The organism is Streptomyces sp. MMG1533 (assembly GCF_001279775.1).
In the GTDB taxonomy this organism is placed as follows: domain Bacteria; phylum Actinomycetota; class Actinomycetes; order Streptomycetales; family Streptomycetaceae; genus Streptomyces.
In genome coordinates this window covers 1-11,981 of record NZ_LGDG01000046.1, presented here as the reverse complement: position 1 = coordinate 11,981, position 11,981 = coordinate 1, and the positions used below count along the sequence as shown (strand labels likewise).

The following is an 11,981-nucleotide window of genomic DNA, read 5'->3' as shown; positions in this document are numbered from 1 at the left end:
CGAAGGCGGAGAGCTGGTCGACCATCGTGTTGATGGTGTTCTTGAGTTCGAGGATCTCGCCGCGGGCGTCGACGGTGATCTTCTGGGAGAGGTCGCCCTGGGCCACCGCCGTCGTCACCTGGGCGACGTTGCGGACCTGGGCGGTGAGGTTGCCCGCCATCAGGTTCACCGAGTCGGTGAGGTCCCGCCAGACGCCGGCGACCCCGGGCACCTGGGCCTGCCCGCCGAGCCGCCCCTCGCTGCCGACCTCGCGCGCCACACGAGTCACCTCGTCGGCGAAGGCGGAGAGCTGGTCGACCATCGTGTTGACGGTCTCCTTCAGCTGGAGGATCTCGCCCCGCGCGGGCACGTCGATCTTCTGGGAGAGGTCGCCCTTCGCCACCGCCGTGGCCACCTGCGCGATGTCGCGCACCTGGGTCGTCAGGTTGCCCGCCATGGCGTTGACGGAGTCCGTCAGGTCGGCCCAGGTGCCGGAGACGCCCGGTACCTCCGCCTGTCCGCCGAGCGTTCCCTCGGTGCCGACCTCGCGGGCCACGCGGGTGACCTCGGAGGTGAACACGGACAACTGGTCGACCATGCCGTTGAACACGGTGGCGATGTCGCCCAGGAGGCCCTGCCCGTCGTCCGGCAGGCGGGTGCCGAAGTCCCCGTCCCGCACCGCCGTCAGCCCCGCCAGGAGTTGTCTCAACTCGTGGTCCCCCGGGACCGCATCGGTGACCTCGATGGTGTTGCTGGTCATGCGTACCCTCGTTCCGCTCCCCAAGAGTCCCCGCGAACGAGGACTCGGAACCAAGTCGGGCCGGGCGGCCCTCGCAAGTCGTGCGTGCATTTCCGCAGTTCACGGATCTGCGTGATGAGAAAGACGACGCAGGCTAACCCAGCTGCCGAGCGCCGGACAAAGCCTCGCGACAACTTCTGCCCCGGGTGCGGAAAACAGGTGTGGAGCGTGCATGCCCCAACTCGGCAGGGGTACTGGGGACGGTTTCTTCCGCGGCCCGCGCGAGTGCTCGGCCGTTGTGGCGCGATGTTCAGAATGCGAACGCCGCGGGCGGGTAACTGCTGGTGTGGAGCAGGCGGGCGCAACTGCGTCCGCGGGCTCATGACTCGGCGTCGGTACGGGGAGGAAGGAGCGGTGTGGCCATCGACAGGATCTGGTCGTACGCACCGGAAAGCGGTCATGTGGAGGGGCAGGAGCTCACGGGCTACACCGTGGCGGCGACGGACGGCACGATCGGCCATGTGGACCGGCAGGCCGATCACTTCGGGATGCGGCATCTCGTCGTCGACACGGGCGTCTGGGTCTTCGGCCGGAGCGTCCTGGTTCCGGTCGGCGTGATGAAGGGCGTCGACAGCGACGGCCGGAAGATAACGCTGTCGTGCACGAGGGGCGAGGTGAAGGCGGCGCCCCGGTTCCGCACGGACAGCGAAACCATGGACCGGGCATATCTGGCGAGCGTGGGCGAGTACTACCACCGGCTGCCGCCGCGCGAGGCGACCACCGCCTGAGCGGTGATCCGCGGCGCGCGTCAACACCGAGCGTTGGCCGCCGAACCGGGCGCGACCGCCGACTCCCTGGTCGCCGTCGCCGAACCGGCCGGCGGCGGCCACGCGGACTCCGCCGTGTGCAGCGGGCCCCCACAGACTTCCGGCCTCCTGCGCGAGGGCCGGTTGCCGGTGGCGGGACGGGCAACGAAAGACGTGGAAAGGCTGGTTGAGGTGACAGGAACGGCGGGGATCTTCGTCCTGGTCGATGCCGTCGGAGTCGCGACGGAGGCGCCCGGGGCAGTGACGGAGTCGTGAGGGCGGCGGAGCATACGGACCATACGGAGGGGACCCGGGCGGCGCCCCCGGTGACGACCGCGGCGGCGGCACGCGCGTATGCCCGGTCGGTGGTGCGCGAGGTCTGGAGCCCGGAATCCCGCACCGTGCGGGATGAAGACGTCATCGACCTGCTGCTCGTGGTCTCGGAACTGGTCACCAACGCCATCCGGCATGGTGCCGGACTGGCCGGGTTCGACGTCCTGCCCGCGCCTCAGGGGATCCGGCTCGCCGTCCACGACAACAGTCAGGTCGTGCCCGACGTCGCGTACGGACCGGGTGTCCTGCCCGTCGGGCACCACGGCAACGGGTACGGCTGGCCGCTGATCATTCGCCTCGCCCGCGAGATCGCCATAGAGCTGCGTCCCGGAGGCGGCAAGACGATCAGCGTGTTCGTGCCGTTGCGCGAGGCGTCCGCCTGAGGCTCCGCTCGCGTCCCACCGGTCTCACCAGCCGGTCTCACCAGGGCAGGAAGACGTGTATCTCCTTGCCGCTCTCGCCGGTGACCACGCTGACCTGGTCGCACAACGTGTGGATCAGGTGCCAGCCGATACCGCCGCCACCCCGGTTGGGGTGGAAGGGCCGGGGCGCAGGTGGCGTGGGGTTGGTGTCTTGCATGACCACGTGTACGCCGTCGAACGTCCGGCGCATGCGCAGTTCGAAAGGACCCGGAGCGTACTGGACCGCGTTGGCGGCCAGCTCCGTGACGACCAGGAGAATGTCGTCCCAGTACTCCGGCGTGGCCGGGGGCGAGGTGCGTGCCAGGTCAGCGAGAAATGTCTCCGCTTCAAGGCGCGCACCCGTGACATTGCGCAGCTCACCCGAGAAGCGGGTGCTGCGGCTCGGGATGTCCTTGGAAGCCAGTGTGTCGTCCCTACGCGGCTCAGCTGCCATCTCGCCTTCCCGGCCCGGCGTCAGCAGGGCTGTAGTGCTTTCCCTTGCGCCCCCTCCGTCTGCGAGTTCCCAGGCGGACAGAGCCTACGCGCCCGCACGCGATCAGACCGGCGGACCGTGCGGCGGCCCGGTGTCTGTTGCCGCGGATCCGGGGCAGAGGGACTTCGTAGAAGGATACGAACGGAGGGTGACTCGTGCTCGCCATAGCTGCGGCAGTACTGCTTTTCATCGCGTTCTTGATCAACGCCGCCGAGATCTCGACCAACGACGTTTTCACGTCGACGAACGTCATGCTGCTCGGCCTGACGGTGCTGGCACTGCATCTCGCCGGCGTGGGCAGCTCCTGGGCGGCTCGCGGCCGTCGGCGCTGACGGTTCGACAAGCGGAATTCGGAATTTCGGAATTGCCCTGACGTCACGTCAATTAGTCGGTATGTGTGGTGTATTGGAGGGAACTCGCCGGATATCCAAGCCCCCGACACCGGGAGAATGTGATGACGAGTTACGGCGGTTCCTCTGCCGCGTCCTCCAGGTCGCGCACCAATGGTCTGGCCATCGCGAGCCTCATCTGCGGAATCATCGGACTGATCTTCTTCAACGTGGTTCTCGGTCCGATGGCGATAGTGCTGGGCGCCGTGGGAATGCGCCAGGCACCGGCCAAGGGCGGGGCCGGAATGGCCAAGGCCGGTATCGTCCTCGGCGTCGTCGATCTGGTCATCTTCGCGGTGCTGCTCGCGGTGGCCGCGGCGAACGGCGGCTCCACCTGGTACATCGGCGGCTGACCGAAGCCCCCGACCAGGCTCGAAAGGGCGCATGCGCACCATGGCATGCGCCCTTCGGCATGCGCCGCGCAGGGCGGCCGGTCGCCGCCCCGGACGCACACCGTCACCGGAACACGTTGTCCGCGTCGTCCCAGGTCGCCGACTCGTCCGGCAAGACCTGCCGCCCGCCGCGCGAGCGCGCCTGGTACATGGCGTCGATCTCGAACGCGTACGTCCGCACGATCAGGTCCCGGCGCAGCTTCATCGACGGCGTCAGCAGCCCGCTGGCCAGGTCGAAAGGCTCGGGAATCACGCGGAACACCCGGACGGACTCCGAGCGTGACACGGCACTGTTGGCCGCCGCCACGGCCCGGGTGATCTCCTCCCGCAGCGCGTTCTCCTCCCGCGCCTCCCGGTTCGGCGCGTCGCTCTGCCACGCGAAGCCCGCCCGCCAGTGGGCGAGGAACTCCGGGTCAAGGGTGATCAGCGCCCCCACACAGGGCCGGTTGTCACCGACGATCACCGCCTGATGGATCAGCGGGTGCATCCGCAGCCGGTGCTCCAAGGCGGCGGGGGCGACGCTCTTGCCGCTGTTGGTGATGATGACGTCCTTCTTGCGCCCGGTGATCGTCAGATAGCCCTCAGGATCCAGCCGCCCGATGTCTCCCGTGGCCAGCCAGCCGCCGTGCAGCAGGGCGGCCCGGGTCGCCGACTCGTCGCTCACGTAGCCCTGGAACACCGACGGCCCGCGGACCAGGATCTCCCCGTCGTCGGCCACCCGGATGTCCGTGCCCGGCAGGGCCTGTCCGACGGTGCCGGACTTCTCACGCCCCAGCGGCTGCATCGTGATCCCGCCGCTGGTCTCCGTGAGCCCGTACCCGTCGTGGACGTAGATGCCTATGCCCTCGTAGAAGAGGCAGAGGTCGCGGTTGAGCGGCGAGCCGCCCGACGTGGCGCGCCGGGCTCTGCCGCCGAGGGCGCCCCGCAGCTTGCGGTACACCGTGCGTTCGTACAGGGCGTGCTGCAGGCGCAGATCGAAGCCGGGGCCGGGCCCCTCGCCCAGCCGCTGCCGCTCGCACGCCGCGGCGTAGTCCCGTGCCGTCTCGGCCGCCCGCTCGAACAGCGCGCCGCGACCCGTCTGCTGGGCGGTGCGCAGGAACGTCTTGTAGATCTTCTCGAAGACCGAGGGCACGGCGTAGAAGTAGGTGGGGCGGAAGGAGCGCAGCGCCGACGTGAGCGACTCCGAGCTCAGGTCGGGCTCATGGGCCATGAGCAGACCGCCGCGCACGCACATGCCCTGGATCATGAGGCCGTAGACATGGGAGAACGGCAGGAAGGCGAGGACGGACGCCTGTTCCCCGGGCGGCGCGGCCGTGTGCCCCCAGCCCGCCAGCAGGGTGTCGCAGGGGCTCGCGAGGCTGCGGTGGCTCAGCGCGCAGCCGAGCGCCTGCCCGGTCGTGCCGGAGGTGTAGGCGACGACGGCGGTGGAGTCCGGAAGCACGATGCGGCGCAGCGAGTCGACGGTGGCGAGCGGGATGAACTCGCCCCGCTCCACCAGCTCCCGAAGGGCCCCCGCGTCCAGCTGCCAGACGTGGCGCAGCCGAGGCAGCGCCGCACACACGGAACCGACCGTCATCACGCTCTGCTCGTCCTCGACGGCCACGGCCACACAGCCGGCGTCCCGCAGGATCCACTCGACCTGGTCGCGCGACGACGTCGGATGGATCGGCACGACCTCGGCGCCCACCGTCCACAGCGCGTAGCCCAGGACCGTCCACTCGTACCGGGTACGCGCCATGATCGCCACCCGGTGACCCGGCGAGATCCCGGAGGCGACCAGTCCCTTGGCCAGGTCCACCACCTCGTCCCGCAGCTCCACTGCGGTCACCTCCTCCCACACGGAGGAGGCGGCGTCCGAGCGGCGGGCCAGCATCGGCAGGGCGGGGTTGTCGGCCGCAGTCTCGAAGAGACTGTCGGCGAGCCCGCCGGTCAGGTGCGAGGTGGCCGGGGGAGCGAGGGCGAAGTCGCGCATGCACTGCTCCTGATGTGTACGGGGTGTAACTCCGCCGATGAGCACGGTTATCTGCGGTGCTCGAATCTAGCTCAGGTGAGGGCGCGCGGTGCCCGTGAACGGAGAACTGGCCGGCCGTCGATGATCTCGGCATATTCGGGGGACTGGTGTACGCCGTCGTTCTCATGGTGTGAGAGCAGTCCGGCGTGCGGCCGTCTCACCTCTGCGTGATGCGCACGCACTCGGTGACCACGTCCCTGAGGCTCCCGGTCCGTGTCATCAGCGCGCGCTGTACCCCGGCGCCGCTGCCGGTGCGCAGCAGCTCTTCGCAGGTCTCGCGGGCACGGTCGAGGTCGCCGGTCTCGGCGAGGGCGTCCCCGACGTGGTCCAGCAGAGCCCGTACGACCGTCGCCGCCGGCATGCGCCGCATGGTCGCGGGGTGCAGCAGTTCCTCGGTCAGTCCCGACCGGGCGGCACGCCAGGCGGCCAGCCGCAGCAGGCTCACGCTGTGCCCCAGCGGCTCCCGGCCGGCCCGCCATTCACGCGCGGCGGTCTCCACGAGGCCGCGGGCGAGGGTGGCGACGAGCACGGCGGTGCCGGAATGCAGACAGACGTCCGAGACCCGGATCTCCACGGTCGGGTAGCGCCGGGACAGCCGGGCGTCGAAGTAGATCATCCCCTCGTCGAGGATCACACCGGTGGCCACCATGTCCGCGACCCTGCGGTGGTAGCGCTCGGCCGAACGGAGGGGCTCGGTCGGACCGGCCGACGGCCAGCGCTGCCACACCCGGCTGCGATAGCTGCTGTAGAGGGTGTCCTTGCCCTGCCAGAAAGGGGAGTTGGCGCTCAGCGCGGACAGCACCGACAGCCAGGGCTGGATCCGGTCGATGACGGCGACGCCCTCCTCGTCGGACTCCACGGAAACATGCACATGGCAGCCCAGGACGAGTTGTTCCTGAGTGGCGATCCCGTACTGCTCCGCCATCCACTGGTAGCGGCGGCCCACGCCCACGGCGGGCCTGACGGGCAGCGGCGAGGTGGCGAGCGCGGCGACCGTGCAGCCGCTCTCCCCGGCGTGCCGGGCGGCCTCCTTGCGGATGCGGACGATCTCCGCCCGCAGATCCTCCATTCCCGACTGCGGATGCGTCGCGAACTCGAGCATCTGGTTGTGCAGTTCCTTCTCGAAGACGTCCTGATCGGCGTCGTCCTGTGCGGCACGGGCGAGGACCGCGGCGGACAGTGCCTGCGGCTCACCCGTCTCCGGGTCGACCAGGAGGAGTTCCTCCTCCACTCCGACGGTGCGCACCTGATGCAGCCTTTCTGTGGCCCCTCTGCGGCGACGAGGAATGCTCGCTCGTGTACGACCCCGACTGCCCCTCCGGGGCCGTTCGAACACCTGTCGTCGCCGCGAGGCCTCAGCCGGGTAGCGGTACCAGCCACACCGTCGCGAGCGGCGGCAGCGTCAGCCGGAGGGCCCCGTCCTCCGGCTTGACCGGGTCGGGCGAGGTGAGGTCGCTGCCGCCGTAGCGCGCCGCGTCGGTGTTGAGGGCTTCCTGCCAGGCGGGGACGTCGTCGGGTACGCCGAGGCGGTAGTCGTGGCGGACGACGGGGGAGAAGTTGGAGACCGCGAGGAGAGGGGTGCCCTCGGCGTCGTACCTGAGGAACGCGAAGACGTTGTCCTCCGCCGCGTCCCCGATCACCCACCGGAACCCGCCGGGGTCGGTGTCGCGCTGCCACAGGGCGGGGGAGGCGCGGTAGACGGTGTTGAGATCGCGGACCAGGTCACGCACGCCCCGGTGGTCCGGCTCCGCACTGTAGGCGGGGTCGAGGAGCCACCAGTCGGGGCCGTGGGGCTCGGACCACTCGGCGCCCTGAGCGAACTCCTGGCCCATGAAGAGGAGCTGCTTTCCGGGGTGGGCCCACATGAACCCCAGATAGGCGCGGTGGTTGGCGCGTTGTTGCCACCAGTCGCCCGGCATCTTCGACACCAGGGCCTGCTTGCCGTGCACGACCTCGTCGTGGGAGATCGGCAGCACGTAGTTCTCGCTGTACGCGTACACCATCGAGAAGGTCATCTCGTTGTGGTGGTACTTGCGGTGGACCGGCTCGTGGCTGATGTAGCCGAGCGAGTCGTGCATCCAGCCCATGTTCCACTTCAGGCCGAAGCCGAGGCCGCCGCCGTCGGTGGGGCGGGTCACGCCGTCCCAGGCCGTCGACTCCTCGGCGATCGTCACCACACCCGGGGCCCGCCGGTACACGGTCGCGTTCATCTCCTGCAGGAACGCCATCGCGTCCAGGTCCTCGCGGCCCCCGAACGCGTTGGGCGCCCACTGGCCGGAGTCGCGGGAGTAGTCGAGGTAGAGCATGGAGGCGACGGCGTCCACGCGCAGGCCGTCGATGTGGAACTCCTCGCACCAGTACACGGCATTGGCGACCAGGAAGTTGCGCACCTCGATGCGCCCGAAGTCGAACTCGTACGTCCCCCAGTCCGGGTGCTCCGCCCGCCGGTCGTCTCCCGGCTCGTACAGCGGGTCCCCGTCGAAGCGGGCCAGCGCCCAGTCGTCCTTCGGGAAGTGGGCCGGCACCCAGTCCATGATCACGCCGATGCCGGCCCGGTGCAGGGCGTCGATCAGGTACCGGAAGTCGTCCGGTGTGCCGAGCCGTGCCATCGGCGCGTAGAAGCCGGTGACCTGGTAGCCCCAGGAACCGCTGAAGGGGTGCTGCGCGACCGGCATCAGCTCGACATGGGTGAAGCCCAGGTCCTTCACGTACGACGGCAGCTCCTCGGCAAGCTGCCGATACGTCAGGCCCTTTCGCCAGGAGGGCAGATGGACCTCGTAGACCGAGAACGGAGCCTCGTGCACCGGCACGTCCCCGCGCCGGGTCATCCACTCCCGGTCGCCCCACTCGTACTGCGAGGAGGTCACGATGGACGCCGTGTCCGGCGGCACCTCGGAGCGGCGGGCCATCGGGTCGGCCTTGAGGAACCGGCCGCCGTAGCGGGAAGTGATCTCGAACTTGTAGTGCGTGCCCTCACCGATGCCCGGCAGGAACAGCTCCCACACACCCGACGAACCGAGCGAGCGCATCGGGAAGGCCCGACCGTCCCAGAAGGTGAACTCCCCGGCGACCCGCACCCCTTGGGCGTTGGGCGCCCACACCGTGAAGCGGGTGCCGGGCACGCCCTGGTGGGTCATCGGCTCGGCGCCGAGCGCCTTCCACAACTGCTCGTGCCGGCCCTCGCGGATGAGGTGCAGGTCCGTTTCGCCGAGGGCGGGCAGGAAGCGGTACGGGTCGTGCACCTCCTGCTCCCCATCCGCGTACGCCACCAGCAGCGTGTACGCGGGGATCGCGTCGAGCGGCAGGACGCCGGAGAAGAGCCCGTCGCCCTCCGAGGCCAGCCGTCTGCGCTCGCCGTCGACCACGACGCTCACCGAACGGGCGAACGGGCGCAGCGCCCGGAACACGATCCCGTCGGGCACCGGGTGGGCGCCCAGCAAGGCGTGCGGGTCGTGGTGGGTGCCCGACAGCAGGCGGTCACGTTCGACGGGATCGATGGGAGGGGCCGTACCGCACCGGGCAGGTCCGGACGGCTCGGGCAGCGAAGGATCGTCGCGCAGGGCCACGGGTCAGTCTCCTCTCACGGCGAGACGCTCGATCGCCGCCATGGGTACGGGGAGCCAGTCCGGGCGGTGTCTGGCTTCGTAAAGGACTTCGTACACGGCCCGGTCCGTCTCGTAGGCATGCAACAGACCGTGCTTCTTGCGCGGGTCCCATCCGGCGCGGGACGCGTAGCCCGCGCAGAAGGCCTCCCGGCAGCAGCGCGCCCACTCCGGACGCCACGGGCGGCGTTGCCGGGCGGCGTAGTCGAAGGAGCGCAGCATGCCGGCGATGTCCCGCACCGGCGAGTGGGCGCTGCGCCGCTCGTTGAGCGGACGGGACGGCTCGCCCTCGAAGTCGATGACGAACCACTCCCGGCCCGCCCACAACACCTGCCCCAGATGCAGGTCGCCGTGGATGCGTTGGGCCGGCGGCCCGGCGTCGCAGGTGGCGAGCGCGCCGAAGGCGGCCCGCAGACCGGGCACGAACGGCTTGAGCGCCGGCACGCAGTGCGCCGCGGAGTCCAGCCGCTCGGTCATCGCCTCCGCCGTACGGCCGCTCTCGCCGTGCGTATCGGCAGGGAAGGCCGCGGCCAGCGCGAGGTGCACCTCTGCCGTGGCCTGCCCCAGCTCGTGCGCCTGCGCGGTGAAGTCGTCACCGGTGGCGAGCGCGCGCAGCGCCAGCGTCCAGCCGTCCGACGCGTTGCGCAGATACGGCTGGAGCACGCCCAGCGTCGCCTCCTGCGGCTGCGTCGTCCGGAACCAGGCCACGGGCGCGGGCACCCGGCGACAGCCCTGCCCCGCCAGCGCGCCCGGAACCTCCAGGTCCGGGTTGACGCCGGGCTGGATGCGCCGGAAGAGCTTCAGGATGAACTCGTCGCCGTACACCAGCGAGGAGTTGGACTGCTCGGCGTCCAAAAGTCGCGGCGGCAGCCCGGCGGGCACCGGCACGGACGGGTCGCACTCGAACCGCAGGGGACCGGCCGAGCCCGGATGCCGCAGCCGCTCCAGGAGCAGCTGCGCCGACCGGGGGTCGTGCAGCGCGTCGTACACCGTCATCCCGGCGAACGGGCCCTCTTCCGCACGGCCGATGAGCGCCCGGCCCAGACGCGGCGACAGATGCTGCCGTACGCCGAGCAGCAGCTGGTAGCAGTCACCGGCCGGTGCGCCGCCTCCGGGGGCCGGCACGGGCGCGTGGCTGGTCTGCACCAGTAGGTGCAGACAGCCCGGGAACAGCTCCGTCATCGACAGCAGAGTGAGGTCGGTGACGGGCCGGTCCTTGCCCGCGAACCAGCGCTGCCTGGGCAGCCAGTCGCGCAACAGGCCGTCGAGCGAGACCATCGGGTCGGCGACGACCGTACGTCTGGGGCGGCGGAATGCGGTCTTCGGCATGGTGACGCGTCCTTTCGTCGGCACACGCTCAAAGTCGTCGACCGATGCGGGATGCGACTCGGGAGAGCCGGAACCAGTAGAAGCCGTGCCCACCGAGGGTCAGCAGATACGGCAGTTCACCGATGGCCGGGAAACGGACCCCGCCGAACAGCTCGACCGGGTATCGCCCCTCGAACTCACGCAGATCGAGCTCCGTGGGCTGCGCGAACCGGGCGAAGTTGTTCACGCACAGCACGAGGTCGTCCTCGTACTCCCGCAGGAACGCCAGCACCGCCGGGTTGGAGGACTGGAGCTCGGTGAAGGACCCGAGGCCGAACGCGGGGTTCTGCTTGCGGATCTCGATCATGCGGCGGGTCCAGTGCAGCAGCGAGGAGGGCGACGCCATGGACGCCTCGACGTTGGTGACCTGGTGGCCGTAGACCGGGTCCATGATGGTCGGCAGGAACAGGCGGCCGGGATCGGCCGTGGAGAAGCCGGCGTTGCGGTCCGGGGTCCACTGCATCGGCGTGCGGACGGCGTCCCGGTCGCCCAGCCAGATGTTGTCGCCCATGCCGATCTCGTCGCCGTAGTAGAGGATCGGCGAGCCGGGGAGGGACAGCAGCAGGGCGGTGAACAGCTCGATCGTGTCACGGTCGTTGTCGAGGAGGGGTGCCAGGCGGCGGCGGATGCCGATGTTGGCGCGCATGCGGGGGTCCTTGGCGTACTCCGCCCACATGTAGTCGCGTTCCTCGTCGGTCATTTCGAGCGTCAGCTCGTCGTGGTTGCGCAGGAAGATGCCCCACTGGCAGTTCGAGGGAATGGCGGGGGTCTTGGCGAGGATTTCCGAGACCGGATAGCGCGATTCCCTCCTGACCGCCATGAAAATGCGGGGCATGACCGGGAAATGGAACGCCATGTGGCATTCGTCGCCGCCGGCCCGGTAGTCGCCGAAATAGTCGACGACGTCCTCCGGCCACTGGTTGGCCTCCGCCAGCAGCACCGTGTCCGGGTACATCACGTCGATCTCGCGGCGTACCCGCCTCAGGAACTCGTGCGTGGCGGGCAGATTCTCGCAGTTGGTGCCCTCCTCCGCGTACAGGTAGGGCACGGCGTCGAGGCGGAAGCCGTCGATGCCGAGGTCCAGCCAGAAGCGGAGGGCGGCCAGGATCTCCTCCTGGACGGCCTGGTTCTCGTAGTTGAGGTCCGGCTGGTGGGAGAAGAACCGGTGGAAGAAGTACTGCTCCCGGACCGGGTCGAAGGTCCAGTTGGAGGCCTCGGTGTCGACGAAGATGATCCGGGCGTCCTGGTACTGCTTGTCGTCGTCGGCCCACATGTAGTAGTCGCCGTAGGGGCCGTCCGGGTTCTTGCGCGACTCCTGGAACCACGGGTGCTGGTCGCTGGTGTGGTTCATGACGAAGTCGATGATGATGCGCATGCCGCGCTGGTGGGCGGCGTCGACGAACTCCACGAAGTCGGCGAGGTCGCCGAACTCGGGCAGGACGGCGGTGTAGTCCGAGACGTCGTAGCC

General features: G+C 69.8%; 12 protein-coding genes. 5 read left to right on the top strand and 7 right to left on the bottom strand.

The window, feature by feature from the left end; translation table 11 throughout:
- Positions 1-739: HAMP domain-containing protein (locus ADK57_RS08565; protein ID WP_159050028.1), on the bottom strand; the 739-nt coding region annotated here is incomplete at its 3' end.
- 395 nt (positions 740-1,134) lie between these two features.
- On the opposite strand from ADK57_RS08565, the gene ADK57_RS08560 reads away from it, so the two are divergent.
- From ADK57_RS08560 to ADK57_RS08550, 3 genes are read left to right on the top strand one after another with little or no spacing between them, the layout of a single operon-like run.
- The gene (locus ADK57_RS08560; RefSeq protein WP_053748766.1) at positions 1,135-1,506 is read left to right on the top strand and encodes a hypothetical protein; all 372 of its coding nucleotides are present in this window, start codon (positions 1,135-1,137) and stop codon (positions 1,504-1,506) included.
- Positions 1,507-1,539: 33 nt separating this feature from the next.
- Positions 1,540-1,800, top strand: coding sequence for a hypothetical protein (locus ADK57_RS08555; protein WP_053748765.1), 261 nt, complete (start codon positions 1,540-1,542; stop codon positions 1,798-1,800).
- A 50-nt stretch (positions 1,801-1,850) separates the two neighbouring features.
- On the top strand, positions 1,851-2,240 hold the full coding sequence (locus ADK57_RS08550; protein ID WP_234390037.1) for an ATP-binding protein: 390 nt from the start codon (positions 1,851-1,853) through the stop codon (positions 2,238-2,240).
- A gap of 37 nt (positions 2,241-2,277) precedes the next feature.
- Here ADK57_RS08550 and ADK57_RS08545 read toward each other — a convergent pair whose 3' ends face one another.
- Positions 2,278-2,712, bottom strand: coding sequence for an ATP-binding protein (locus tag ADK57_RS08545; protein WP_053748763.1), 435 nt, complete (start codon positions 2,710-2,712; stop codon positions 2,278-2,280).
- A 194-nt stretch (positions 2,713-2,906) separates the two neighbouring features.
- Between ADK57_RS08545 and ADK57_RS48870 the strand changes: the two genes are divergently transcribed.
- Both ADK57_RS48870 and ADK57_RS08540 read left to right on the top strand, forming a co-directional pair.
- Positions 2,907-3,083 carry a hypothetical protein gene (locus ADK57_RS48870; RefSeq protein ID WP_107091507.1) on the top strand — a complete coding sequence of 59 codons (177 nt, stop codon included), beginning with the start codon at positions 2,907-2,909 and terminating at the stop codon, positions 3,081-3,083.
- A gap of 122 nt (positions 3,084-3,205) precedes the next feature.
- A complete protein-coding gene (locus tag ADK57_RS08540; RefSeq protein WP_053748762.1) occupies positions 3,206-3,493 on the top strand; it encodes a DUF4190 domain-containing protein in 288 nt (95 codons plus the stop codon).
- Between the two features lie 103 nt (positions 3,494-3,596).
- On the opposite strand, the gene ADK57_RS08535 is transcribed toward ADK57_RS08540, so the two are convergent.
- The 5 genes from ADK57_RS08535 to treS form a co-directional block, all read right to left on the bottom strand.
- A complete protein-coding gene (locus ADK57_RS08535; RefSeq protein ID WP_053748761.1) occupies positions 3,597-5,504 on the bottom strand; it encodes an AMP-dependent synthetase/ligase in 1,908 nt (635 codons plus the stop codon).
- A 196-nt stretch (positions 5,505-5,700) separates the two neighbouring features.
- On the bottom strand, positions 5,701-6,789 hold the full coding sequence (locus ADK57_RS08530; protein ID WP_053748760.1) for a glutamate--cysteine ligase: 1,089 nt from the start codon (positions 6,787-6,789) through the stop codon (positions 5,701-5,703).
- Positions 6,790-6,898: 109 nt separating this feature from the next.
- On the bottom strand, positions 6,899-9,109 hold the full coding sequence (glgB, locus tag ADK57_RS08525) for a 1,4-alpha-glucan branching enzyme (RefSeq protein WP_053748759.1): 2,211 nt from the start codon (positions 9,107-9,109) through the stop codon (positions 6,899-6,901).
- Between the two features lie 3 nt (positions 9,110-9,112).
- Positions 9,113-10,474, bottom strand: coding sequence for a maltokinase N-terminal cap-like domain-containing protein (locus ADK57_RS08520; RefSeq protein WP_053748758.1), 1,362 nt, complete (start codon positions 10,472-10,474; stop codon positions 9,113-9,115).
- A 28-nt stretch (positions 10,475-10,502) separates the two neighbouring features.
- Positions 10,503-11,981: maltose alpha-D-glucosyltransferase (gene treS, locus ADK57_RS08515; protein ID WP_053748757.1), on the bottom strand; the 1,479-nt coding region annotated here is incomplete at its 5' end.

Excerpts from the sequence above, each read along its gene's own strand:
- ADK57_RS08520 (WP_053748758.1), bottom strand. The coding sequence starts at position 10,474 with ATGCCGAAGACCGCATTCCGCCGCCCCAGACGTACGGTCGTCGCCGAC.
- ADK57_RS08545 (WP_053748763.1), bottom strand. The coding sequence starts at position 2,712 with ATGGCAGCTGAGCCGCGTAGGGACGACACACTGGCTTCCAAGGACATC.
- ADK57_RS08540 (WP_053748762.1), top strand. The coding sequence starts at position 3,206 with ATGACGAGTTACGGCGGTTCCTCTGCCGCGTCCTCCAGGTCGCGCACC.
- ADK57_RS08535 (WP_053748761.1), bottom strand. The coding sequence starts at position 5,504 with ATGCGCGACTTCGCCCTCGCTCCCCCGGCCACCTCGCACCTGACCGGC.